Origin of the sequence: Paenibacillus sp. P22 (assembly GCF_000469945.2) — a bacterium.
Taxonomy (GTDB): domain Bacteria; phylum Bacillota; class Bacilli; order Paenibacillales; family Paenibacillaceae; genus Paenibacillus_O; species Paenibacillus_O humicus.
In genome coordinates this window covers 1-25,034 of the sequence record NZ_CBRA020000052.1, presented here as the reverse complement: position 1 = coordinate 25,034, position 25,034 = coordinate 1, and the positions used below count along the sequence as shown (strand labels likewise).

The window sequence follows — 25,034 nt, the reverse complement described above, 5'->3', positions numbered from 1 at the left end:
CCGCAGAAGGCGGTCCCGTCATCGACGAGATCAAGTCTACTTCCGGGAGGCTGSATCCACTCCGAGGCTTACCCGGCGGGCGAGCTGAAGCACGGCACGCTGGCTCTGATCGAGGAAGGCATTCCGGTCATCGCTCTGGTGACGCAAGAAGAGCTGTATGAGAAGACGCTGAGCAACATCAAGGAAGTCAAAGCTCGCGGCGCGCATGTTCTGGGCATAGCCAACGCAGGCTACGAGGAAGAAGTCATGAAGTCGGTCGACGAGGTGTTCTCGATTCCTCGCACGCTTCCGCTGCTGACGCCTGCGCTGTCCGTCGTTCCTCTCCAGCTGCTGAGCTATCATGCTTCGCTGGCCCTCGGCAACGACGTGGATAAGCCAAGGAACTTGGCGAAGAGCGTGACGGTTGAGTAAGGAAGGCGAGACGGGTTTAAAACGTGATTCATTACAACATAGTGTTGTTCTGAACAATAAAGTTTTGTTCTGACCGATAAAATGACAATAAAGTTTGTTCTATAAACATCATGGGCCGTCCTGCAGCATGGGGACGGCCTACTTTTGTTTAAAGGGGCTAATGTGATGAGCATAGGGGACAAAGTGAAGGCTATTTGCAAACAACATCAACTGAATCAAATTGCCTTTGCAGATACCATTGGAATATCCCATGGCCGATTAGGTGAAATCGAGCAGGGGAAAACGAAACCGTCAGCAGAGACTCTTTGATGAATTAAGAAAAAATCTGTTTGTGTACAGAGTTATACACATGTTAATTAAATCAGGAGCCGTTTGCCTCCGATAAAAACTCAGTATTTTTACCTAAAAGTTTTCAACCTCAGTACGCATTCGAACTCACCAGATTACGTTGCGCCTTATCTGTGTGACTCTGTTGATGTTAAATTAAGTATTAAAACGTGAAAATAACATTTAGAGGAGCCGCAAGTCATTAAACTAGCGGGCAGGTTAGCGCAACAATACTAGGCTAGTTTCGTCTAATTACATGTGGGAATTTAATCATTCCGTTAACGTGATAAAAATGTATAGATTAACATAGCAAATCGGGGGATATAACATAACGATGGAGGAAAAAATTAACGTCTCGAAAAGAACAGCAGTAACACTAGTGATTATATTTTTACTCGTATTTATTTCGCTTATTTTATTTTATCATGTGCAACTCAACAAGTACAAAAGTACCTTAGAGAACAGCTATCATTTAAAATTGAATCATGGATTCACTGGCGGAAATACGCAATCAATTGAAAATATAGATTATGTCATTAAGAGCCTAAATGAGAATGCAACCAAAGATACTATTTTATATACACTGGGGAATTTGGGGACTTCAATAAATACTGCAGAAGAATCATTTATTTTGCTTAACCGTGACTTTAATCATTATGGAGCTTCATCATATCTGATGTATAACTTTTTTGGGGATCTATTTTGGTATGTCAGAGCTGATTTATCTGATGATATCCTGACTAATAAAAATAAGCTTGATGTTGAATCAAGAGCAAATATCGTAAAAGAACTTGAAGTCCTTAAAGCTGATTTGATTTATATCAGTAAAAAATTTGATGAATCAACAATTAAAGATAAGAAACCAAAATGGATGGAAACGGAATGGAGAAAGGTGATGAAAGAAATCATCGATCGGAATCAAGGCTTTAGATTATATCAACGAATGAAGGTAAAATATGGGTTGGATCATACGCCATGAGTGAATGATTCGAATCGAAGTCCGTTAAGCTCCCTCGGTAAAATGTAGTTTTCTCACGAATGTTCGTTTATTCGCAGGATCTCTCCAATAGATAAATTGCTATCCGGATAGGAGAGGGGATGACCGTCAAATTCGGCAACCGAAGCGCATGCAGGAACAGAAGGGGCGGGTTTCCGCTCCTTTTTTTACTGCTCTGTTGCACGCTGCTCCACGTATCTCCGGAGGCTTTCACTCCCATTTCTCGACGGGTCGATGCCCTTTCATTCCTTCGTCACGCCTATCCGGTGGGTGGAGGCCGGTTATCCTAACGGAACGGGTCTATGCCCTTTTGCGTAATGCAATCCGGTACTCCGTGCAGTCTTGAGATCCCGCGAATAAGCCAGTATTCGTAACAATCGGAAGTACTTAAACAGTTTGTTTCATAGGTAACCCATCGTACCGGAGGCGCTCGTTTTTTGTGCAAAGCGCAAAAAATTATAGTGATTTTTAAGATTTGCCGTAGGTACTTCCATTGACCGAATATGAGTATTTTACGCACAAGAAGATGATGAAGATCATCTCTTCGCTTAAACATGGCGTTAAGTTGAACAGGATCGGAAGGATCATTGAAATCGAGGCTAAAAAGGACGGCTACACAATCATTCAAAATCTGTGCAGCCACGGGATCGGGAAATCCCTGCACGAGGCGCCCACAGAAATTCTGCCCGTTTATAACAAGCACGACAAACGCGTATTAAAAGAAGGCATGGTCATTACGATCGAGACCTTCTTATCGACCGATGCAGGGTATGTCGTCGAGCAAGGGGAAGGATGGACGTTAAGCATGCCGGACAACGGCTATACGGCACAGCACGAGCACACCATTATGATTACGAAGGATCAGCCCATCATAACGACCGCGGTGTAGATCATCGGCATAAACGCATTTGTTCCATAATCAAGGAGCAGATTGCCGACGCGGCAGCTGCTCCTTTTATGATGAAGCCTGTTTGACTTACACCCTTTATGCGGTTCTATTAACGGCTGTTTATCGGCCGCCTTGCGCCGCGTTCGATACGGACTCCCATGACTCCCATGCCGCTAGGCGTTCGGCAAAGGCATCGCGTATCAAAGGCAAGACCCCCGCGCCGACTGCGAACCGAAGAGGCGGGTCTTGGGCATCTACGATTTGGAGAATCGCTTCGGCCGTCGCTTGCGGATCGCCTCGTTCTGCGGTCGCTAAACGGCCTACCACCCGGTCTCTAAGCTCGTCATAGGCCTCCAATCCCCGGGATCTCTTCATCGACAAGGCGCTTCCAAAATCGGTTGCAAAGGCGCCGGGCTCGAGCAGCGTCACCTTTATGCCGAAGTCTTTTACCTCTTGCGCGAGGCTATCGTGAAGCGCTTCGACCGCCCATTTGGAGGCGCAATAGAAGCCGATGAGCGGTGCGGCCACAAGGCCCATGGCGCTCGATACGCCGACGATATGCCCGCTGCCCTGTTGCCGAAGCAGCGGCAGGGCGGCTTGGATGACCCGCAGCGTACCGAAGTAATTGGCGTCGAACAGATCGCGGACATCGGATTCGTCGGCTTCCTCGGTCGTACCGACTAGCGAGTAGCCGGCATTGTTAAGGATGACGTCCAGCCTGCCGAAATGCGCGTGAGCCTGTCGAACGACCTGTTCCGCTTGACGACGATCCGTTACATCGAGCGTTAGGGGAAGGACGGCGTCACCAAAACGCGCCTTCAGATCGGTGATGCTCTCCAGCGTGCGTGCGGTCGCGGCAACCTGATCCCCGCGCAAGAGAGCGGCCTCGGCCCAAATGCGCCCGAATCCGCGAGATGCTCCTGTAATGAACCAGACTTTGTTTTTCATCGTGTATTCCTCCGTTACTGTGGAGTGGCATTGGTTAAACTTCTGATGCCCGTTCGTTCATCTCTAATGTTACGACGCAGCCGCTTGATACGGAATTTCAAAAAGGTTAGCATGGTGTTAACTATTGGTTCATGCAAAAAGGAGAGCCGAACGGAAATGAATGAACAACTGAAGACATTTGTTCAAGTGGCGGAGTCTGGAAGCTTCTCTAAGGCAGCCGAGAAGCTGTTCATCTCTACGACAGCCGTGATGAAGCAGATGAACTTGCTGGAAAAGCAAGCCGGGGTTCCTCTCTTTAACCGTACCAACCACGGTGTCCGGCTTACGCAGGCAGGCTCCGCCTTTATTAAGGATGCGGAATTTATGCTGCGGTACTATCGGGAATCGCTCATTCGCATGCATCAAGCCGCACAGGCGAATCGGCATATGGTTCGGGTGGGCACATCCATGCTCAACCCTTGTAAGGTTTTGATTGATAGGTGGAATGAAGTCAGCGACCAATTTCCGCAATTCGGAATCAACATCGTTCCTTTCGATGATGACGCACATACGCTTCCGACCACTCTCCGCACGCTTGGCCAATCGTTCGATATCATAGCGGGGCCGTTTCTTACAGATCGCTTGAATGATTGCTATCAAATGCTTGCGTTGGGGAGTTGCCGCGTTTGCTTTGCCGTATCCCGGCACCATAGACTGGCCTCTAAAAAGATTCTTGCTGTCCAAGATTTGTACGGGGAAAAGTTAGCAGTGGTAAACGGCGGCGAAAGTAATGCGATCCAAGGCATTTGTGATTTCTTGGTCAGGAATCATCCGCGAATACGAATAAAAGATATTCCGCGCCTCTATGATTTGGATGTGTTCAATCGCTGCGAGGAAAGCAATACGGTGATGCTGACCTTAGAGGCATGGGCAGATATTCATCCATCCTTGTCGACCATTCTAAGCGATTTGGATTTTTCGGTTCCGTATGGTTTGCTATATCCGCTGCATCCGTCCGAGGAGATCCGGCAGTTCATAGAGATTATAAGAGAAATGCAGCAGATTCCAACGCACGGGTGAACGCGAATGAACCTAGAGGAGGGCATGACGATGCAGGACAATCAGGAACGCGATGAAAAGCTGGAGAACATTACGGGCGTAACTTGTATTTACGTACCCGTAAATGACGTTTACGCGTCAATTCAATGGTATCAAAAAATTTTAGGTTACCTGCCGGCGAACGACGACCAAGTTGAGCCCGGAATGACAACGGCGGTATTAAATGTTCCCGATCAGGCCGGCAACCTGCCTTCGCCCGGTTTAAGGCAAGTCGTCCCTGCGCTGTTCCTTCGCCAATCCGATGAAGCGGGCGGTCGATTGCGCTTTTCATGGTCTTTGGACCAAGGCAGACCTCATGCCATCGCATGCTTTATATCGCCGCGGATCGAGGAGCTGCTTGAGCGCTTCAAGAAAAACGGCGTACCTATTATAAGCGAACGGGTCACGAGCGGACCTAACATCACGTTCGCTGATCCGGACGGCAACCTTTGGGAAGTCTGGCGACCATAAGTCTCCGCGAGCGAACGTCAATCAGTTTCACTGTTCGGGAGATGATGTAATAACCAGGGAGCAGATCGCGGGCTGTTTCTGCTCCCTGATTTTCTTTGAAGTAGGGCAGGATAATGCATTAAAAGCTGACTGCTAGACTGCCATACCCCCATGAATATACGTCTTTACTTGGTTCGTGCAATGCCGAATGTATTTGTTGTCATTATACAATTTGCTCAACATAACCCCGCCTTCTATTAAAGCGATTATTACACTGCTTGCGGCCTCCACTTCGATTTCGCTTCGAAACTGCTTCCGCCTAATGCCTTCCTTGATGATTTCCCCAAGACTCGTCATGAGTTCATTCATTGCATGCTGGGCTCTTTGTTTTAACATAGGGTGGCCGTCGTCATTCTCAACAGCGGTATTCATTATGGGGCAACCGCCTTCCCATATATTTTGTTCAACCACCTTGATATAAACATCACAAATAGCCAGTATTTTTTCTGCTGGCTCGGACCGCTCAGATATTGCCTCTGTCAAGAGACCTTTTAATCTAGCAAACATATAATCAAATGCGCTTAGCGCAATTTCATCTTTACTTTCGAAATGATTATAGATGCCCCCCTTGCGTACATTGGCACGCTCGATAATCTCCGACAGAGATGTACCTGCATACCCTTTTGTATTAAAGAGCTCGGCGGATTGGCGAATAATATGTTCTTTCGTAGCTTGTCCTTTTCCCACAGCGATCCCTCTTTCAAAAAATACCGATTGGTCTTAAATTAGCATAGTTTCCTTTTGCATTCAATGCGAGCTGGAAAATTATGCTTGCTCTGTACGTTAGGCTATGTTAAATTAAAACAGACCGGTCGGTATTAAATTGGAAAGGATGATTGAAATGGGTATGTCGTTTCAACACATACGAAACGCTACGTCGGTATTAATCGTGAACGGCAAAAAGATATTGATCGATCCTATGTTAAGTGATCCAGGCGAGCTCCCGCCGGTTCCGTTCACTCGTACGCTTCGCCGAAACCCGTTAACGCCTTTACCTGTTCCGCTTGATTTTTTCGAAGACATGGACGCAATACTTCTGACACATCGCCATTTTGACCATTTGGATAAGAAGGCCCTGTCTATATTGAATAAAAAATTGCCTGTCTTTTGTCAGCCCGAGGATCAGGCCTTCCTGCAGACAGCGGGATTTATGCATGTACATGCTATTCAGCAATCTAATGAATGGTGTGGCATTGAGATGAAACGTATAAAAGGACAGCATGCCCCCGGTTTCGCAGCCAAGCTGCTAGGCCCGGTATCTGGATATATTGTAAGCGCAGCAGAGGCTGGTTCCATTTATATCGTTGGCGACTGCATCTACACACCCGCTATTAAAGAGACCTTTCTGAAATATCAACCGAATATTGCGATATTAAATACGCCCCGTGCACAGATGTTGTTAGGGACTATCATCACAATGACTGCAGAAGATATCCTTCGTCTTGCAGACTTGTCTCCAACTACGAGATTTATTGCCGTACATATGGATGCCATCAGCCATTGCACATTCAAGCGACAGCACCTCCGGTCTTTCCTGAAGGAACGAGGATTGGAGCAAGTTGCTATTGTACCTGATGACGGGGAGGTTATGGATCTTTAGTGTTCAGCCAGATCGCGCTGAGCCGTACAATGGCAGCCTCCGGGAGCAACGCAACCGCGAGGCTGTTTACGTTGCTTCCGTGATGAGAGGGGACGCAAAACAATCAACGCTAAAAATATCAGCGCTTCCGGCTAATTTATTCCGCTTATTCCGGTTCGCAATGCCTTTTATACTTGGCTTAGCAGCCAACCGTGCCTGTTGCGTTGCAGGAAGATGAAGGCGCTATCAGATCAAAAGGGGAAAGGAGGATGGAACATGAAAATCGGCTATCAGACGAATACCTGGGGGGGCGTCGTCGGTCATCCGGCCGGAGTCACGTCGGTCAAAGATCTGTTCTATCTGGCCAACGGTTCCACGGAGCAGGCGATCCGCGACATTGCGGCTGCCGGCTACCAGGGGATTGAGCTGTTCGACGGCAACCTGGTCCAGTACGAGAACCGGATGGACGAATTCCGCCGGCTGCTGAGCGGCAGCGGCTTGGACCTGATCGGCGTATATACCGGCGCCAACTTCATCTATGAGGACATCCTGCCGGACGAAATGGCCAAAATCGAGAAAACGGCCGAGCTTGCCGCCGCAGCGGGCGCGGAGCATCTGGTGCTCGGTGGAGGAGCCGTCCGCGCTGCCGGTATACGGGACGAGGACTTTGCCGCGCTTGCCAAAGGGCTCGACATCGCTGCCGGGATTGCAAGGCGACACGGCCTGCAGGCCAGCTATCATCCGCATCTGGGCACCATGGTGGAGCGCCCCGATCAGTTGGACCGGCTTATGCCGCTGACGGACATTCCGCTTTGTCCGGATACGGCGCATATCGAAGCGGGAGGCGGCGACCCGCTGGAGGTCATCCGGAAATACGGCAGCCGGATCACATACATTCACTTCAAGGATTACCGCTCGGGCGCATTCGTCCCGCTCGGTGAAGGCGGACAGTCGTTCGGCGACATGCTGAGGCTTCTGCGGGAGCAGGGATACGACGGCTGGGTTACGATCGAACTGGACAGCCACGACGATCCGGCGAAGGCGGCAGGCATAAGCAGAGCATACCTGAGAGATACGCTGCATTTGCGATAGAAGGTTAGGATAAACCAAATTTGGGGGGCCATATGGCATGAAAAGATCGACCCTGCTTTCCATTATGCTCGTCTGCCTGTTATTGCTCGCAGCCTGCGGCAACGGAGGCTCGAAAGCGGATACGAATAACTCCGGTGGCGCGCCGGACAATACGGCATCCGGTGCCGCAGCCAACACAACGTCGAATTCGGGGACGGCGGATGCGGACGGCACTGCCGACGGCCCGATCACGATTAACCAGGACCTGCCGGACAAGGATATCCTGAGCAAGGGTCCCGACGGCGAGAGCGCCGTCTCCGCCAAGACGCTGTCGCTCTCGCCGGAGGATCTGGCTAAGGTCAAGGAAGGCAACTACACGGCGGCGATTTCCATGCACTATGCCGGAAACGACTGGTCGGCCGCTCAGCTTAAAGGGCTTAAGGATACGTTCGCCAAGATGAACATTGAGATCGTCGCCACAACGGACGCGAACTTCAAAGCCGAGACGCAGGTGGCCAATATCGAGACGATTCTGGCCAAGAAGCCAGATATTCTCGTCAGCATTCCGGTCGACGCCGTATCCACGGCGAGTGCGTACAAGAAGGCGGCCGCTCAGGGCGTCAAGCTCGTCTTCATGGACAATAAAGCCGCCGGTCTTACAGCCGGCAAAGATTATGTGAGTGTCGTTTCCGCCGACAACTACGGCAACGGCGTTGAAGCCGCACACATCCTCGCAAAAGCGATCGGCGAAGAAGGCGACATCGGCGTAATCTACCACGACGCAGACTTCTTCGTCACGAAGCAGCGCACCGAAGCGTTCGAGAAGACGATCAAGGAATCGTATCCAAATATTCATATCGTCGAGCGCGGCGGCATTGCAGGCCCGAATGACGGCGAGAAAGTAGCTGCGGCCATGCTGACCAAGCAGCCCAAGCTGAAGGGCATGTTCGTCGTATGGGATGTCCCGGCTGAAGGCGCCATGGCCGCCACCCGTTCGGCAGGCCGAACTGATCTCGCCATTTCCACGATCGATCTCGGCACGAACGTCGCCTTGGAAATCGCCAAGGGCGGCATGATTAAGGGTCTCGGCGCCCAACTGCCGTACGACCAAGGCGTAGCGGAGGCCATCCTGGCCGCAAATGCGCTGCTCGGCAAGGAGACACCTCCTTATGTAGCGGTTCCGGCGCTGCCCGTCAATCAGGAGAACATCTTGGATTCGTGGAAGACCGTGTACCATGCGGATGCGCCGAAAACGATTCAGGACGCGGCCAAGAAATAAGGCGTATAAGCCGATGCGGAAGTTCCGTGCCCAACAAGCAGGCGCAGACAGAAAAGGAGAGATGGCCACATGCGTACGTTAAATGTTGGAATGATTGGCGGGGGGTTCATGGGCAAGGCCCACTCGCTCGCCTATGCGGGGATGCCGATGTTCTTCTGGCCGGCGCCGGCCATTCCGTTCCGCAAGACTGTCGTGGATATCTCAGACGACTTGGCTAAGGAAGCGGCAGCCCGTTACGGCTTCGAATCCTACGCCTCCGATTGGAGAAAGGTTGTCGAGGATCCTTCCATCGACATTATCGACATCGTGACGCCGAACAATACGCATGCCGAAATCGCAATCGCGGCGGCCAAGGCGGGAAAGCACATTATTTCCGAGAAGCCGCTTGCCCGGACGACCGAGGAAGCCAAGCAGATGCTGGATGCCGTCACCGCAGCCGGCGTCAAGCATATGGTCGCTTTCAACTACCGCCGGACGCCCGCCGTCGCGCTAGCGAAGAAATACATCGAGGAAGGCGCGATCGGGCGCGTGCTGAACTTCCGCGGGACCTACCTGCAGGACTGGTCGGCCGATCCGAATTCGCCGCTGTCCTGGCGGTTCCGGAAGGATATCGCGGGATCGGGCACGCTGGGCGACATCGGCACCCACGTCATCGACTTTGCCCGCTATCTGGTGGGCGAAATTACGGAGGTCATGGGCACGGCGCAGACCTGGATCAAGGAGCGTCCGATATCGTCCGGGCCGGTCGACAAGCTCGGGACCGTGAAGGCTTCGGGCGAGGTCAAGAAGGAGGCCGTCGACGTCGATGACGAGATCAGCACGCTGCTCCGGTTCGAGAACGGTGCGGTCGGCAGCATTGAAGCGACGCGCAACGCGTGGGGACGCAACAACTTTCTGACGTTCGAAATCCATGGCGAAAAAGGCTCCATCGCGTTCAACTACGAGCGCCGCGACGAGCTGCAGGTCTGCTTCGCCGACGATCCGGACGACCGCCGCGGATTCCGGACGATCTATACGGGTCCGGCGCATCCGAACGGCCCGGCGCTTTGGCCGATTCCGGCGCTCGGCATCGGCTATGGCGAGACGAAAATCATCGAAGCGCATGACTTCATCTCCGCCATTGTCAACGATACCGATGTATCGCCGAACTTCCACGACGGCTACCGCATCCATGTCATTTCCGACGCCATCATGGCTTCCGCAGAGAGCGGCACATGGGTCAAAACGGTCGAATAGCCCTCCTAGAACACTTGATACATCAGAAAGAGACAGTCCGAGCGGATCGCCGTCCGGGACTGCCTCTTTGTCGTTTCATCTCGCAGGGGGCTTAAAGGGCCGGTCGTCCGGCTGGAACCCGGAACCGGAAACGCGTTCCCGCGCCGGGCACGCTCTCGACGACGACATCTGCCTCGCTGCCGTAGACGAGAAACAGCCGGCGGAAGGTGTTGCGGACGCCGGTATGCGACCGGAAATAAGGGTCCTTCGACTCGCCTTGTTCCGCAATCAGCTGACGGATGCGACGAAGCACGTCCGGCGGCATGCCGGTGCCCGTATCTTGAACGTCGACCTCCAGATGATTCTCCTGCAGGGACACCTTCACGGTGAGCTTGAATTCGTCCGCCGTCATGTTGGGGCTCCAGCCGTATTTGATCGCGTTCTCGAAATACGGTTGAATGCTGAGCTTCATGACCTGCACGTCCATGGCCGCTGGATCGATGTCAAACATGGCGCTTACCTCCCGGCCGTTCCGGTAATAATGGATGGTCAGGAAATTACGGATGTATTCCAGCTCCTCGCGGAGCGGCGCCCAGCCGTCATCGTTCCGGACCGTAAAGCGCATCATGCGCGAGACCGACTGCACCATGTCGCCAACCGCATCGCCGTTGTTCCGGGAAGCGTAGGAATCGATCGTTTCGAGCGTATTGAACAGGAAATGCGGATTGATCTGGGCCTGAAGCTGCAGCAGCTCGCGCTCCTTTTCCCGCAGGTTGGCCTGGTACACTTCTCGCTCCATCCGCTGCAGCTTCTCCAGCGTCTTGTTGAAGCTGCGGATCAGGTAGCCGATCTCGTCGTACCGTTCGCCCTGTGGAATCGGCACGTACTTGCCCTGCCCCAGATTCAGCATGCCGGCCTTCAGCTTGTACAGCGGACGCAGAAGAACGCTCATGACCGGAAACGCAACGATGAGTGCCGTTAGCAGGCTGAGGACCGCAATCAGCAGCGACAGTTGAACCGTCTGCCGCACCGCTTTATTGATCGTATTCAGGGGCGCGGTCCAGACGACCAGCCATTGGCTGTCGGGTAGCGCGGCGTAGCTGGCTTGGTATTCGGTAGGGCCGGAGCGGAAAAGGAACGGCTGCTTCGACCCTGCTTGATCGACCAGTGCGGATTTGAAATCGCGCATGACGCCGGAATCGACCGGCGTCTCCGACACAGTGGCGCCGGTTTGGGTGTGCATCAGGATCACCTGACCAGGCTGGCCGGTCTGCTCGCCCCGGAGCATGCTCTTGATCCGGTTCTCCTGGATTTCCACGACGAAAACGGCCCTCGTTACGCCGGTATCCGTGTCCAGGATGGGCCGGACATAGGAGAACGTCGTATCTTTGCTGTAGAGCACGTACGGCATGGCGTGCGGCTCGCTCAGCGCATTCCGGTTGATCCGGAACGCCTTCCGGTACCATGGGTCTTCGCCGAAGGCAAAGGCCGGATCGAGCTGCCGCTGATAGGAGTCGAAGTACACTTTCCCCAAGCGGTCCAAGTAGAGAACGCTGATCACTTCGGGGTGGAATTGCAGCGAGCTCCGGACGAGCGGCCGGAACCGCATGAGATCCTCCGCCTGCTCCTTCAGCCAGCTGTCCGGCGTACCCATGTAATGGACGAAGGCCGGCGTGCTGAACAGGGGGTCGAAGGATTGATTCAGGCTCTGGAGGTAGGCGTTCAACTCCGTCGATACGAAATCCACGTATTGCGATGAGATGGAGCCGGAATACGCCGTTCCCGAGCGGAACATGAACGTATTGGAGTTGTAACCGACCAGGGTTATCGGGATGATGGATATAAGGATCAGCAAGACGAACAGCTTGAATTTCAAGCTAAGCCGGTTTACGATACGCATGACAAAGGCGGGCATGGCCACGTGAGGACCTCCTGGCGTGTGACGTACTCCAGCTCAGGTTGGCCGGAAGGAGCAAGTTCGATTATGAAAATCTGTGTGGTCGACGACGAACGGGAGGTCCGGATGAGCATTCTTCAGAAGCTGAATGCGCTGTTTCCGGACGACGAAATATTTGACGCCGAATTCGGTCATCAGGCGCTGGAGCGGATTGAGATGGTACGCCCGGATCTGACCTTCCTGGATATCCGCATGCCGGAGATCGGGGGGATCGACATCCTTAAACGGCTGAAAGCCAGTTACCCGGCCATGCATGTGGTCATTATATCAGGGTACGATGATTTTGAATACGCGAGGCAGGCGCTGCAATCCGGGGCATCGGACTATCTGCTGAAGCCCGCGGACCGCGTACAGCTGAGGGAAATCGTCGACAGGGTCCGAGACTCCCTGCAGATGCTGCTGCTCCAGGACATGCGGCAGCGGATCGACGCCGCAAGCATTCCCATGCTCGCCGGTTTCCGGATCGTGCCGCAGGAAGCGGGAATATGGTTCGACGAAAGGCTGTGGAAGGCGGTTTCCTTCGAGCCCCGGGATATGGAACCGGCGAGTCCGCGCAACGGCGAAACCGGCCTGGTCTTCGCCTTCGCCCTGGAGGACGGAACGGAAGGGGCCGTCGTCGGCATGACAGTAGAGCCGGCGTACGGAGGCTTCCGGGAAAAGGCGGCATTCCTACCGTCTTTTCTGGCCGAATACCGGAAGCATCGGGCCCGCATGTTTTTTCATTCGCGTCCGGCAGCGGACAACGGCGGCCGCTCGGGCAAGGAATGGGCGCGCCGGGCTGCCGCCTGCCGGGAGCGGATCGTCCTGCATGCGCGCGGCGGCGATTACGGAGAGCTGGAGCGTGCCTTCGAAGAATGGATGGACAGCCTTGGCCATCTGGATTATAACGCCCTGGAGCACCAGTGTGCCTTTTTGATGGCGCTTCTGGACGAAGGGTTGACGAAGAAGGACATGCTTATCGTCGACGAGGATACGCTGCGCTACTGGCAGCAATGGGTGTCGAACCATGCCTCCTGGGAAGAACTTAAGCAGCGGTTGCAGCGAATCGTTCTTGGCGGCGTAAAGGCTATCCAGGACGTGGAGCGCCAGGAACGCTCGGAGCGGGAGCAGCCCCCCGGCAGCTGGTTTCAGCAGGCCTTGGCGCTTATCGAGAACTCCACCGACATGAACGTCAGCCTGGAGGCGGTCGCGGATGCGGTGAACGTGCATCCCGTCACGCTGAGCCGGATGTTCAAGCAGCAAATGGGCGAAAATTTTGTCCGCTACCTGACGCGAAAAAGGCTGTCGTATGCCAGGGAACGCCTGCTGCGTACGCCTAAAAAAATCAATGAAATCGCCGAAGAGACCGGTTACGCGGATCATGCCTATTTCAGAAGCCTGTTCAAACGGGAATTCGGCTATTCGCCCTCCGAATTTCGCAGGCAGCATGGAATCGACGGGGTGCCGGAGTGATCAGGATGCCGTGCGGAAGAGGGACAGCCGGAGTGAAACGATGGAGAGTCGGATGGATTACGCTGCTGGCTGCTTCGCTGCTGCTCGCAGGGTGCAGCCAGTCAGGCGGCGGCGGGCCTGAGGAGCAACCCCCGGCGCCGCGTCCGCTGCGGGTGTTGTACGCAACGGTTGAAGCCGGCTCGGAGGCCGTGATTGCGGCAACCGAGCGCTATCAGGCCATCACTGGCCAACCCGTTGAAGTCGACACGTTTCCTTACAACAGTCTGCAGGAAAAGGTGTTTTCGGAGCTCGCGCGGAAAAGCGGCCAGTATGACCTCATGGCCGTGGATACGCCTTGGATGCCGCGGATTCTTCCTCATTTGGAGCCCCTTTCCGCCTACATCCGGAGCGCGAACCCGCCAATCCGCGTAGACGATTTTATCGCCAAGGTGTTTCTGGATACGTCTGTTTTCGATTCCATCCAGTCGCGCCAGCAGCCGCCCGCCATGGACGTCGTCGATGTGGACCGCATCCAGAACGCCGGCTTCGATATTTGGAGCCTGCCCATCCAATCCAATGTGCTGACCGTCAGCTATCGGAAGGATTTGTTCCTCGACCCGGCCAACCGTTCCGCATTCCGGGAGCGGTACGGCCGCGAGCTCGAGGTGCCGCAGACGCTGGACGAGTACCTCGATCTGGCCCGTTTTTTTACGCGCGACACAAACGGGGACGGAACGGTCGACTTGTACGGCACAACGCTGATGGCGGGCATGAGCGAAGCCAATTTCGTCGATTTCAAATCGTTCCTGAACGTATATGGCGGGGAGCTGTTCGGCCACAATATGCGGCCGGTCTTCAACTCGCCGGCTGGTGTCCGGGCGCTGGAGACGTACGGCGATTGGATCCTCAAGGACAAGGTGACGCCTCCCGGCGTAACGGGGTACACCTGGGACGAGGTGGAGATTGCCTTCGGCTACGGGCAGACGGCGATGGGGATGAATTATCACGACATGAAGCTGAACCCTAAGGTGCAGGGTCAGGTGGGCTCGTTCATGTTGCCCGGCGTGGAACGGAACGGTACGATCATAAGGGGACCCCATTTCGGCTCGTGGGGGCTGGCTGTCAACAAGTACTCCCGGCAGAAGCAGGCGGCCTTCGACCTGGCTGCCTACCTGGCGGGGGTTGAGGCTCAGCAGGGCTACCTGAAATACCGCCACCATGTGACGCGTATGTCGGCCTATGAGGCGGCACGGCACCTTGGGGACACGTCACTGCGGGAATATTACGACGTCCTGGGAGCGTCGCTGCGCGTCGGCGTGGGCCGGCCGCGCATCAAGAACTACAATCAGCTGTCCGAAGCTGTGCAAACCGCAGTCCAGAGCTACCTGTCCGGCAGGCAGTCGGCTAAGGCAGCGCTGGACCAGGCGGTGGATACGGTCTCGCAATTCATGATCATGGAAGGCTACTGAATGAAGTGCCGGGTTCGCGAATCGTTCGCGGACCCGTTTTTTTTTTTGTCAGGGTCCTCCAGCTAAAAATTTCCCCCCCGCGCGGTTAAAATCGTCGGCTACAGCCGCTTCCCCGGTCCCGATATACTCAGGATACGAATCGTTCGCAACCGTCAGGTTCGACAAAAAAAACAAAAAAGCGGGGGAAGCAGCATGAAGAGAAAGTCGTGGACAACCGCAGTCGCGGTTCTGCTCGTCAGCGGGCTGGCGCTTGCCGGCTGCGGCTCGACAAAAACAACTACGTCGGCGGCGGAGGTCACCTCCAAAAACTACAGTGCGGATGCATCCGGACCGCTTACGATCAATCCGAACATCCCGGACCTGCCGGTGCAGGACATCGGTCCGAACGGTGAGAAGGCGGTGTCCGCCAAGGAGCTGAAGCTCACCGAGGATGAGCTCAAGAAGATCAAGGACGGCCATTACACGGCCGCCATCGTCATGCATTACTCCGGCACCGACTATATGAACGCGGCCGTCGGCGCCATGAAGAACACCTTTGAGCGGATGGGCATCAAGGTGGTTGCGGTAACGGACGCCCAGTTCAAAGCGGAGAAACAGGTGAACGACATCGAGACGGTGCTCGCGAAGAAGCCGGACGTCATGATTTCGGTTCCGGTCGATGCGGTGTCGACGGCCGGCGCCTACAAGAAAGCCGTTCAGCAGGGCGTCAAGCTGGTGTTCATGGACGGCGCGGCGCAGGGCATGAAGCCCGGCAAGGATTACATCAGCATCGTTTCGGGCGACAACTACGGCAACGGCGCGCTCGCGGCGGACATCATGGCCGAGAAGCTCGGCGGCAAGGGAAAGGTCGGGGTCGTCTTCCATGACGTCAACTTCTTCGTCACGAAGAACCGCTCGGACGCCTTTGAGAAACGAATGAAGGAAAAATATCCGAACATCGAAATCGTGGCCCGCGGCGGCATCACGGATCCGAACAAGGGCGAAGAGGTCGCTTCGGCGATGTTGACGCGCCATCCCGACATTCAGGGAATCTTTGCCCCATGGGACGTGCCGGCCGAAGGCGTTATGGCGGCCGCCCGGACGGCCGGCCGGAACGATCTGATCGTGACGACAGTCGACCTCGGCACGAACGTAGCGATTTCGATCGCGTCCGATGGCATCGTCCGCGGTCTCGGCGCCCAGCTGCCTTACGATCAGGGCGTGGCGCAGGCAATTCTGGCGGGCTACGCGCTTCTGGGCAAACAGGCGCCCGCGTACGTCGCGTCCCCGGCGATCAAGGTGACGAAAGAGAATGTGCTCGACAACTGGAAGCTGATTTACGGTCAGGACGCACCGGACAGCGTGAAGAACGCGCTGAAGCAATAAGGAGCAGAATCAGGCGGAAGGCCGCACCCGGGCGGCCTTTCCCGCCATCCCACAAAGAAGGTGAGTGCGAATGGATCAACCCGTGCTGGAGATGACGAACATTTCCAAGGCGTTTAACGGCATTACGGTTCTCGACGATGTCAGCTTCTCGGTGAATAAAGGCGAGGTTCATGCGCTGATGGGCGGCAACGGGGCAGGCAAATCGACGCTCATGAAAATTCTCACCGGCGTGTATTCCGCCGACAAGGGCGAAATCCGGATCGAGGGCAAGCCCGTTACGATTCACAGCTATGAAGATGCGAGGGCGAACAACATCTCGATGATCTTCCAGGAGTTCAGTCTGATCCCCACGCTCACGGTTGCACAGAACATCTTTCTGACGCGCGAGACGAAGACGGCGATGGGGCTGCTGGACGACAGGGACAACAAAATCCGGACGGCGAAGCTCCTGAACGACCTGGGCGTCGACATCAAGCCGGACGATGTCGTGCAGAACCTCGGCGTCGGCTATTGGCAGATGACGGAAATTGCGAAAGCGCTATCGCAGGAAGCGAAAGTGCTGATCATGGACGAGCCTACCTCGTCGCTGACGAAGACGGAGACGGAAGTGCTGTTCTCGTTCATCGAAAAGCTGAAGGCCAAAGGCTATGCCATCATTTATATTTCGCACCGGATGGACGAAATTTTCAAAATCTGCGACCGGATCACGATCCTCCGGGACGGCCGTAAAATCACGACGGAAGTGATCAAGGAGACCAACCTTGAATCCGTTATCCAGCATATCGTCGGCCAGTCCTTCAATAAGGCGTTCGAATGGGTGGCGCGCGACTACGCGAAGGAAGCGGCGCCGGTGCTGGAGCTGCTCGGCGTCTCCTCGGGCGAACGCGTCCGGGACGTGAGCCTGAGCATCCGGCCCGGCGAAATCGTCGGCATTGCCGGTCTAATGGGAAGCGGGCGGACGGAGCTGCTTCGCACTATTTTCGGCATCGATCCGATGGACGGCGGCGAGATCCGCATCAACGGCAAACGACGCACCATTCGCAGCGCGACCGATGCCATTGACGCGGGCATCGCGCTTATCCCGGAGGACCGGCGCGTGCAGGGTCTGGTGCTGCAGCACAGCGTGCGGGACAACATGATCCTGCCTATCATCCGGAAGATGAAGAAAGGCCCCTGGCTTGACGACCGCAAAGCGAACGACGTCAGCAAGCGAATGGTCGAACGGCTGAAAATCAAGACGGACAACATTTTCAAAACGAGTAACCTGCTGTCGGGCGGCAACCAGCAAAAGATCGTTCTCGCCAAATGGCTGGCGAACGATCCGGATGTTCTCCTGCTCGACGAGCCGACAATCGGCGTCGACATCGGCGCCAAAACCGAAATCATCGACATCGTCCGCGAAATGGCGGAGAGCGGTAAAGCGGTGCTGGTCGTTTCCTCCGAATTGCCCGAGTTGCTGGCGCTCAGCGACCGGGTGCTGATCATGCACGAAGGCCGGCTTATCAAGGAATTGGAGCGGCAGGACATTCACACAGAGGAGGAGCTTCAGTATGCCATCCAAGGGTATTGAACCGGCGAAGCCGGCCCCGTTCGCGGGACTCAAGGGCTTCGAATGGCGCAACTATATCGTCTATATCGCATTCATCGGCGTGCTCATTTACTTCTCCGTCACCCTGTATTCGGACGGCTTTATGACGACGGGCAACCTGCTCAACATCGTGCGGCAGACGGCGACCATCTCGCTGATGGGTCTGGCGATGACGTTCGTAATCAGCACGGGCGAGATCGACCTCTCCGTCGGCTCCATCGCTGCCTTGTCTTCGCTGACGGGCGCCCTGGCGGTTTCGCACGGCTTCGGCGTCATCGGCGGTCTCATCGCCGGACTTGGAACCGGCGTTCTTGTCGGGCTGGTCAACGGCATGCTGGTGACGAAGGCGGCCATCCCGTCATTCCTCGTGACACTGGGTACGATGGGGGCGGTTAAGGGTCTTGCCATGTGGGTCACGGACACGGCGCCGGTACCGATCGTCAACGATACGTTCAACTTTATCTTCGGCTCGGGCGATATAGGTCCGATTCCGGTTCTGCTGATCTGGACGCTGGTGTTCACGGTCATCGCCCACGTGCTGCTCCGCAAAACGTCGTTCGGTCGGCAGACGCTGGCCACGGGCGGCAATGAGACCGCAGCCCGCTTTTCCGGCGTCAAGACGATGCGGATCAAGCTGCTCGTCTTCCTTGGTACCGGCTTGATGGCCGGTCTGGCAGGACTGCTCTATGCGGGCCGGATGAACGCCGGGCGGTTTTCCTTCGGCGAAGGCGACGAGCTCTCGGTCATCGCCGCGGTCATTCTCGGCGGCACGAGCCTGTTCGGCGGCGTCGGCACGATCATCGGAACGGTCGTCGGCGCAATCATGATCGGCACGATCAACAACGGCTTGATCATCATGGGCCTCGACGTCTCCCAGCAGATGATGATCAAGGGCCTTATCATCATCCTTGCCGTGATGTTCGGCAAAAAGGCGATCAAGAAATGACGGCCCCCAAAATTCGGGCGGGCGTCATCGGAACCGGCTTTATCGGCCCGGCGCATATCGAGGCCATGCGCCGGCTCGAATTCGTCGAAGTCATCGCCCTCGCCCAGAACGGCGAAGAGATGGCGCGGGAAAAAGCGGCACAGCTTGGCGTGCCGCTTGCCTATGGCGATTATCGGGAGCTGCTGGCCCATCCAGACATCGACGTGGTGCATAACTGCACGCCGAACCACCTTCATTTCGAGATCAACAAAGCCATTATCGCTGCGGGCAAGCATGTGCTGTCCGAGAAGCCGCTGGCCATGACAAGCCGCGAGTCGGCGGAACTGCTTCGCCTGGCGCGCGATCGCGGCGTCGTGCACGGCGTCAATTTCAACTACCGGCAATACCCGATGATGAAGCAGCTGGCCGAGATGGTAAAGCAAGGCGAGCTTGGCCCGATCCATCTCGTGCACGGCAGCTACTTGCAGGACTGGCTGCTGTTCGATACCGACTATAATTGGCGGCTCGACCAAGCGATCGGCGGAAGGTCGCGGGCAGTCGCGGACATCGGCTCGCACTGGTGCGATACGGTACAGTATGTGACAGGCAAGCGGATCACGGCCGTCTTCGCGGATTTGTGGACGGTCCACCCGGTCCGGAAAAAGCCGATCGCGAGCGGTGCAACGTTCGGCCTGCAGACGGACGGCGGCGAAACCGCCTACGAAGAGGTGCCTGTCAGCACCGAGGATTGCGCGTCGGTGCTCGTCCGGTTCGAGGATGGAAGCAAGGGCTCCTTTACGGTTTCCCAAGCCAGCGCAGGCCGTAAGAATGCGCTGAGCTTCGAGTTGAACGGCAGCCGAAAATCCGCTTATTGGAAACAGGAGGAGCCCGCCAGTCTGTGGATCGGACACCGGGACAAATCGAACGAAGTTCTGATGGCGGATCCTTCGCTGTTCCTGGAGGAAGCTCGGACATCCATCCACCACCCCGGCGGGCATACGGAAGGCTGGCCGGATTCGCTGAAGAACATGATGCTTCAATATTATACATTCATCCGCGATCGTAAGGACCCGCGCAAGGACCGGCCGAACTTCGCTACTTTCGAGGACGGACACCTGTCCATGCGCATTACGGACGCCATCCTTCAGAGCCACGAAGAGGAACGCTGGATACGCGTAACAACCTAACCACCAAGGAGGGACTCATTATGATGAAGGCGGTTGTTTTTCCGGGAGACAAGAAGGTCGAAATAAGGGAAGTTCCGATTCCTTCGCCGGGCGGCGGCGAAGTGCTGATCAAGATGAAGGCGTCCGCGATCTGCCGCAGCGATATGAGCCTGTACTACGGCAGCGATGCGGTGGTTGGAGGAGAAGCGGCCAAATCCGGCTGCATCCACCCCGGTCATGAACCGGCGGGTGAAATCGTGCAGGTGGGCGAAGGCGTAACCCGCTTCAAGGAAGGCGACCGCGTGGCCGTGTACCTCGCCGTCGGCTGCGGCGAATGCGCGAACTGCAAGAGCGGCTACCGGATGTTTTGCCCGGAATGGAAATGCATCGGCTTTGACCAGCACGGCGGCGACGCGGACTACATGGTCGTGCCGGCTGAGAACTGCATGCGCATCCCCGACCGCATGAGCTACCTGGTGGCAGCGGTATCTACCGATGCGGTCGGCACGCTGTACCACGCGCAGAAGCGGCTGGCCATCAGCGGCCGCGACACGCTGGTCATCTTCGGCATGGGCCCGATGGGGGGCGCCGGCGTCATGGTCGCAAAGGGGCTCGGCGCTACCGTCATCGCCGTCGACATGCTGGACGAGCGGCTGGAGGTCGCCAAGGAACTGGGTGCCGATTATGTCATTAACGGCAAGGAAGACGTGCTGGCCCGAGTGATGGAGATTACGGGAGGCCGCGGCGCCGATGCCGCGAGACGAACTCCTCCCATTCCGTAAGCAGGCAGACCGCATCGGCTCCAGCGGCGGCTTCCAGCGCGCCGGAGCACCATTCCACCCGTCCCGCTCCGCCTCCGAAATGGCTGCGGAAGTTGTCCATCGCGATGGGATCGTAGGCCCGGACCTGGACTCCCCGGTCCAGCAGCTCCCCGATGATCTCCTGGGCAGGAGCTTCCCTCACGTCATCGGTTTCAGGCTTGAACGCAAGCCCCCATACCGCGATCGTCCGTCCTTCCAGGTCGCCGAAGATCGCTTCGAGCTTGCGCACGATATTGAAGCGCTGGCCCTGGTTCACCTCGACGACGGAGCGCAGCAGCTTGAACTCGTAGTCGAAATGCCCTGCGATCTGGATCAGCGCCTGCGTATCCTTGGGGAAGCAGGAGCCTCCGTAGCCGATTCCCGCCTTCAGGAACGAGGAGCCGATCCGCTTGTCGTAGCCCATTCCTTCGGCGACTCTCGTCACATCCGCTCCGACTTTCTCGCAAATATTGGCAATCTCGTTGATGAAGGAAATCTTGGTTGCCAGAAACGCATTGGAAGCGTACTTGATCATTTCGGCACTGCGGATATCCGTCACGACAAAAGCGCCGCCGAGACCGCCGTGCAGCTCCCGGAGCAGAGCTTCCGCACGCGGAGAATCCGTGCCGACGACGATCCGGTCCGGATGCATCGTATCCGGGACGGCGGAGCCCTCGCGCAGGAACTCCGGCAGCGAGACGCTGTCGAACGGGCATTCGGTGCGGCTGCGGATCAGGTCCCGCACCTTTTCATTCGTCCCGACGGGCACCGTGCTTTTGATGGCCACGACGGGGTTGCCCTCCATCGCATCGGCGATCTCCTTGGCAGCCAGCTCGATGTAGGCGAGATTCGCTTCGCCTCCCGGCAGAGGCGGCGTTCCGACGGCGATGATGATGAGATCGGCGCCTTTGACTGCCGCATCCAGGCTGGAGGTGAAGCTCAGCCGGCCAAGCTCCGCGTTGCGGACGGACAGCTCCTGAAGCCCCGGCTCATAGATGGGAATATCTCCGTTTTGCAAAGTGGCGATTTTCAAAGGATCCTTGTCCACGCAAATGACGGAATGCCCCAGCTCCGCATAGCAGACCCCCGACACCAGCCCGACATATCCTGTCCCTACTACCGTAATCTTCATGGCTTCCACTCCCGTTATGCGAAATTTGGCGTTCAGCGTTGCGATTCGATCTTCTCCCCGAAAGGAGCCTTGACGGATGTCCCTTCCTCTTGAGCGGCTTCCATCAAAGCCCATCCCAGCAGGCGGGACGCGATGAGCCCTGCCTCGTCCGGACGGCCTGCCGCGGCAGGCTGTCCGGAGAAGGCGGCCGCTTCCAGCCCGTGCAGCAGCCGGTCGCCGAGATCCGGCCGCACGAGCTGGTCCTCGCTCATCGCCAGATGGGGGTGAAGCCCGGCCAGCGCCTCCATCGTACAGCGGTCTTCGCGGAACAGCGGCCTCTCCAGCAGCACAAGCGGCTTGCCGAAGGCGACCGCTTCCGCCACGGTGCCCCATCCCGGCTTGGTCAGCACCAGGTCGCTCGCGGCGACATAGAGCTGGGATTCCGTCGCCTCGGCAGGGATCCGGACGATCGGCCCCAACCCTTCGGGCAGCTCCATCGTCGAAGACACGATGGGCAGCCATCTCCGGTCGTTCAGCAGCGGCAGGCTTTGCAGCAGATCGACCTTGCCCGTGTCCCTGCCCGGGAACAAGCAGACCAGCTTGCGCTCGCCGCTCGGATCCAGGCGCTTCCTCAGCTCAGCCGCCTCGGCGGCTCCCGCCTGCCGGGAGAAGAAGCCGGCATGGATGCTCGGCTCTGCGGCCCATGCCGGCTCGCGCGCTCCGGGAAGGGCGATGAACCGGTCCATGTCGAGGTATGCTTTGGCAAGAGGGGCCAGCAGCTCCGCAGGCAGCATGTCCTGATAGGCGGTGTACCAGGTGAAATTAGAGATGCCAACCGAGGGAATGCCGGCCTTGGAAGCGGCGGGGAAAGCCTCGGGCACGATATCCGAGACGACCAGCCGGATGCCCGCTCCTCCGAGCCAAGCGGCTTCTTTCCGGATCTGCCGGGGCATTTTGCCGGCATACGGGATGTAGGCCTGCCGCAGCAGCCCGACATCCGCTTGGCAGGTGCCCTGACGCAGGGCGTAGCCCGGACCCGATTCCATGGAGCGCAGCTGAAGGCGGTGTCCCTCGCAGCTCCCCGCTTCGAACTGTGCCCGGAGCGACTGCTCCAGAAATGGAAGCACGCGGCCGCTGACCAGATGGAGATTCAACGGCAGTCCATGCTCCGAGGCTTGCCGCAGCATCGCCCTGATCACCGCGATGCTGCGGGCGGCATGACCGTACCCGTAATCCGAAATGTAATAGGCGATTGTCACGGCCATGCCGCATCCTCCTTCAGCCATCTGCCGGCTGGCCGGCCGGATATCCTTCTCTCCGGCGGCCGTGCCGAATTAAGCTCGCATGCAGTTCTGCTGGATTTCCTCCCAGCTGCTGTACAGCTCCATGATGGAGTTCTCCTGCTCATGGCGGCCGGTCTGGACCGAGATGAATTCGAGATCGCTCGTGGCGCGGATGCCATGCAGCGTCTTCATCGGGATATGCAGCACATTCCCCGCCTTCACCTGCATGTACGTGCCGTTGCAGATGAACTCCCCCTCGCCCTTGACGATCGTCCATACTTCCTCCCGATGCTGATGCAGCCGGTATCCGATGCTCTGGCTGCTGCCGATGCCGACGCGCTTGGTCAGCACGCAGGTTCCGTCGGCATACAGGCTGTCGTCGAGAACCCGGACCCAGCCCCAGCGGCGCTCCTCGTACATGGGCCGCTGATCGTGGCCGATGAATTCCTTCAGCCTCGTGCTGGCTCCTTTTTCGGCGACGAGAATGCCGTCCGGGCTGGCGGCTACGACGATGTTCGAGAGGCCGAGCACGGTGACGGGAATGTCCGTTTCATTGATCAGATGCGTATTCACGCAGTCTCCGCTGACGATGCCGCGTCCCATCTTGGGATCCCTCATCTCCTCGGTCAGCGTGTTCCAGGTGCCGAGGTCCTTCCAGTACCCGTCATAGGCGACTGCCGCAATGTTGCGCGCCCGCTCCACGACCTCGTAATCGAAGCTGATGCTCTCGAGGCTGGAGTAATCGTGGACGAGCTGGTCGTAGACGAGCGGAATGCCCTTGGATTCCATGATCGCGAGCATATAGTCCAGCCGGAAGGCGAAGACGCCGCAGTTCCAGAGGGCTCCCTGCTCCATGAGGCCGGCCGCCGCTTCTACGGAAGGCTTCTCGCGAAAGCCGCCCACGCGGAACGACTCGTCTCCCGGCGAGGCAGGCTGTTCCGGCACGATGTAGCCGTATTTCTCGGACGGATAGCTCGGCTTCACCCCGATCAGTGCCAGGTCCGCACCTGTGCTCCTGAGCACACCGTCCAGGCTGGCTACGGTCTCGAAGAACCTCACTTCGACATAAGGATCGACCGGCAGCACCGCTACCGTTTCATCCGGGCTTACTCCCTCGACGGAGAACAGGTATGCGGCCGCGAGAGCGATCGCGGGGAACGTATCCCTGCGGGCCGGCTCGACGATCATGGGCACATCGGGTCCGAGCTGGCCGCGGATAAGCTCCGTCTGGCTGCTGCCGGTCGCGATATAACCGGAGCCGCCGAAGCCGGCCGCCTCGATCTGCCCCCACACGCGCTGGACCATGGAAACCCGGGAGCCCTCCTCATCTTCCAGAACCTTCAGGAACTGCTTGGATCTCAGATCGTTGGAAAGCGGCCACAGCCGCTTGCCGGAGCCTCCGGACAAAAGAACGAGCTTCATCGAATACCTCCACCTTTCTCCTGTTGCGGCCATGCCGCTGAATGACGTGCTTCCTGCGCGGCCTGAACTTCCTGTCTTCCGGCAGCCCGGCCGGGTAACCCTTGCCTTGAAGCTTGAGCTCAGCAGCGTGCCGGCAGCCCGCCGGGGTACCCTGAAGCTCGAGCTCAGCGTCCCGCCGGTTCCGCCCGGCTTGCCGCTCCGCTCTCGGCCGGCG

At 56.9% G+C, this 25,034-nt stretch carries 23 protein-coding genes; 17 read left to right on the top strand and 6 right to left on the bottom strand.

From position 1 onward, the window contains the following. The 4 genes from BN871_RS09530 to BN871_RS09520 all read left to right on the top strand — a co-directional run. On the top strand, positions 1 to 411 hold a 411-nt coding region (locus tag BN871_RS09530), incomplete at its 5' end, for an SIS domain-containing protein (protein ID WP_048745616.1). Positions 412 to 576: 165 nt separating this feature from the next. Next, entirely contained in the window at positions 577 to 720 is a 144-nt protein-coding gene (locus tag BN871_RS30195) for a helix-turn-helix transcriptional regulator (RefSeq protein ID WP_083436347.1), read from the top strand. A gap of 352 nt (positions 721 to 1,072) precedes the next feature. Next, positions 1,073 to 1,717: a hypothetical protein gene (locus tag BN871_RS09525; protein ID WP_021879265.1), complete on the top strand. Its 645-nt coding sequence runs from the start codon at positions 1,073 to 1,075 to the stop codon at positions 1,715 to 1,717. Between the two features lie 511 nt (positions 1,718 to 2,228). Then, positions 2,229 to 2,624: a M24 family metallopeptidase gene (locus tag BN871_RS09520; RefSeq protein ID WP_021879264.1), complete on the top strand. Its 396-nt coding sequence runs from the start codon at positions 2,229 to 2,231 to the stop codon at positions 2,622 to 2,624. 120 nt (positions 2,625 to 2,744) lie between these two features. Here the strand turns inward: BN871_RS09520 and BN871_RS09515 are convergent, their stop codons facing one another. Next, positions 2,745 to 3,572, bottom strand: a complete 828-nt coding sequence (locus BN871_RS09515; RefSeq protein WP_048745615.1) for an SDR family NAD(P)-dependent oxidoreductase — start codon at positions 3,570 to 3,572, stop codon at positions 2,745 to 2,747. Between the two features lie 156 nt (positions 3,573 to 3,728). Here BN871_RS09515 and BN871_RS09510 point away from each other — a divergent pair, with 156 nt between their 5' ends. Both BN871_RS09510 and BN871_RS09505 read left to right on the top strand, forming a co-directional pair. Beyond that, on the top strand, positions 3,729 to 4,631 hold the full coding sequence (locus BN871_RS09510) for a LysR family transcriptional regulator (RefSeq protein ID WP_048745614.1): 903 nt from the start codon (positions 3,729 to 3,731) through the stop codon (positions 4,629 to 4,631). Between the two features lie 30 nt (positions 4,632 to 4,661). After that, positions 4,662 to 5,120 (top strand): VOC family protein, encoded by a 459-nt coding sequence (locus tag BN871_RS09505; protein ID WP_048745613.1) that lies wholly within the window; start codon positions 4,662 to 4,664, stop codon positions 5,118 to 5,120. 132 nt (positions 5,121 to 5,252) lie between these two features. On the opposite strand, the gene BN871_RS09500 is transcribed toward BN871_RS09505, so the two are convergent. Then, positions 5,253 to 5,846 carry a TetR/AcrR family transcriptional regulator gene (locus tag BN871_RS09500; RefSeq protein WP_048745612.1) on the bottom strand — a complete coding sequence of 198 codons (594 nt, stop codon included), beginning with the start codon at positions 5,844 to 5,846 and terminating at the stop codon, positions 5,253 to 5,255. 154 nt (positions 5,847 to 6,000) lie between these two features. Here BN871_RS09500 and BN871_RS09495 point away from each other — a divergent pair, with 154 nt between their 5' ends. From BN871_RS09495 to BN871_RS09480, 4 genes are all read left to right on the top strand, one after another. Continuing rightward, positions 6,001 to 6,759, top strand: a complete 759-nt coding sequence (locus tag BN871_RS09495; protein WP_048745611.1) for an MBL fold metallo-hydrolase — start codon at positions 6,001 to 6,003, stop codon at positions 6,757 to 6,759. 255 nt (positions 6,760 to 7,014) lie between these two features. After that, positions 7,015 to 7,830, top strand: a complete 816-nt coding sequence (locus BN871_RS09490) for a sugar phosphate isomerase/epimerase (protein ID WP_048745608.1) — start codon at positions 7,015 to 7,017, stop codon at positions 7,828 to 7,830. 37 nt (positions 7,831 to 7,867) lie between these two features. Then, positions 7,868 to 9,088, top strand: a complete 1,221-nt coding sequence (locus BN871_RS09485; protein ID WP_048745605.1) for a substrate-binding domain-containing protein — start codon at positions 7,868 to 7,870, stop codon at positions 9,086 to 9,088. Positions 9,089 to 9,157: 69 nt separating this feature from the next. Beyond that, positions 9,158 to 10,324 carry a Gfo/Idh/MocA family protein gene (locus BN871_RS09480; RefSeq protein ID WP_021878542.1) on the top strand — a complete coding sequence of 389 codons (1,167 nt, stop codon included), beginning with the start codon at positions 9,158 to 9,160 and terminating at the stop codon, positions 10,322 to 10,324. 91 nt (positions 10,325 to 10,415) lie between these two features. On the opposite strand, the gene BN871_RS09475 is transcribed toward BN871_RS09480, so the two are convergent. Further along, positions 10,416 to 12,218 carry a sensor histidine kinase gene (locus tag BN871_RS09475; protein ID WP_048745623.1) on the bottom strand — a complete coding sequence of 601 codons (1,803 nt, stop codon included), beginning with the start codon at positions 12,216 to 12,218 and terminating at the stop codon, positions 10,416 to 10,418. Between the two features lie 69 nt (positions 12,219 to 12,287). On the opposite strand from BN871_RS09475, the gene BN871_RS09470 reads away from it, so the two are divergent. The 7 genes from BN871_RS09470 to BN871_RS09440 all read left to right on the top strand — a co-directional run bounded on the left by BN871_RS09470 (position 12,288) and on the right by BN871_RS09440 (position 20,986). Next, a complete protein-coding gene (locus tag BN871_RS09470) occupies positions 12,288 to 13,712 on the top strand; it encodes a response regulator (RefSeq protein WP_048745603.1) in 1,425 nt (474 codons plus the stop codon). Positions 13,713 to 13,744: 32 nt separating this feature from the next. Beyond that, positions 13,745 to 15,160, top strand: a complete 1,416-nt coding sequence (locus tag BN871_RS09465; RefSeq protein WP_048745598.1) for an ABC transporter substrate-binding protein — start codon at positions 13,745 to 13,747, stop codon at positions 15,158 to 15,160. Between the two features lie 192 nt (positions 15,161 to 15,352). Continuing rightward, positions 15,353 to 16,525: a substrate-binding domain-containing protein gene (locus tag BN871_RS09460; RefSeq protein ID WP_021878544.1), complete on the top strand. Its 1,173-nt coding sequence runs from the start codon at positions 15,353 to 15,355 to the stop codon at positions 16,523 to 16,525. Positions 16,526 to 16,595: 70 nt separating this feature from the next. Beyond that, positions 16,596 to 18,095: a sugar ABC transporter ATP-binding protein gene (locus BN871_RS09455; protein ID WP_048745597.1), complete on the top strand. Its 1,500-nt coding sequence runs from the start codon at positions 16,596 to 16,598 to the stop codon at positions 18,093 to 18,095. Beyond that, a complete protein-coding gene (locus BN871_RS09450; protein WP_049868878.1) occupies positions 18,076 to 19,059 on the top strand; it encodes an ABC transporter permease in 984 nt (327 codons plus the stop codon). Before BN871_RS09455 ends, BN871_RS09450 begins: the two co-directional genes overlap by 20 nt. Continuing rightward, positions 19,056 to 20,225, top strand: a complete 1,170-nt coding sequence (locus BN871_RS09445) for a Gfo/Idh/MocA family protein (protein WP_021878547.1) — start codon at positions 19,056 to 19,058, stop codon at positions 20,223 to 20,225. Before BN871_RS09450 ends, BN871_RS09445 begins: the two co-directional genes overlap by 4 nt. Before the next feature lie 20 nt (positions 20,226 to 20,245). Continuing rightward, on the top strand, positions 20,246 to 20,986 hold the full coding sequence (locus BN871_RS09440) for an alcohol dehydrogenase catalytic domain-containing protein (protein ID WP_232312931.1): 741 nt from the start codon (positions 20,246 to 20,248) through the stop codon (positions 20,984 to 20,986). Here BN871_RS09440 and BN871_RS09435 read toward each other — a convergent pair. From BN871_RS09435 to BN871_RS09425, 3 genes are all read right to left on the bottom strand, one after another. Further along, on the bottom strand, positions 20,934 to 22,136 hold the full coding sequence (locus BN871_RS09435) for a UDP-glucose/GDP-mannose dehydrogenase family protein (protein WP_053086962.1): 1,203 nt from the start codon (positions 22,134 to 22,136) through the stop codon (positions 20,934 to 20,936). The two genes, BN871_RS09440 and BN871_RS09435, sit on opposite strands and share 53 nt — an antisense overlap. Before the next feature lie 32 nt (positions 22,137 to 22,168). Continuing rightward, positions 22,169 to 23,380: a hypothetical protein gene (locus tag BN871_RS09430; protein ID WP_048745593.1), complete on the bottom strand. Its 1,212-nt coding sequence runs from the start codon at positions 23,378 to 23,380 to the stop codon at positions 22,169 to 22,171. A gap of 69 nt (positions 23,381 to 23,449) precedes the next feature. Further along, complete coding sequence (locus BN871_RS09425; protein WP_048745618.1) at positions 23,450 to 24,820, bottom strand: sugar phosphate nucleotidyltransferase; 1,371 nt, start codon at positions 24,818 to 24,820, stop codon at positions 23,450 to 23,452. Between the last annotated feature and the right edge of the window lie 214 nt (positions 24,821 to 25,034).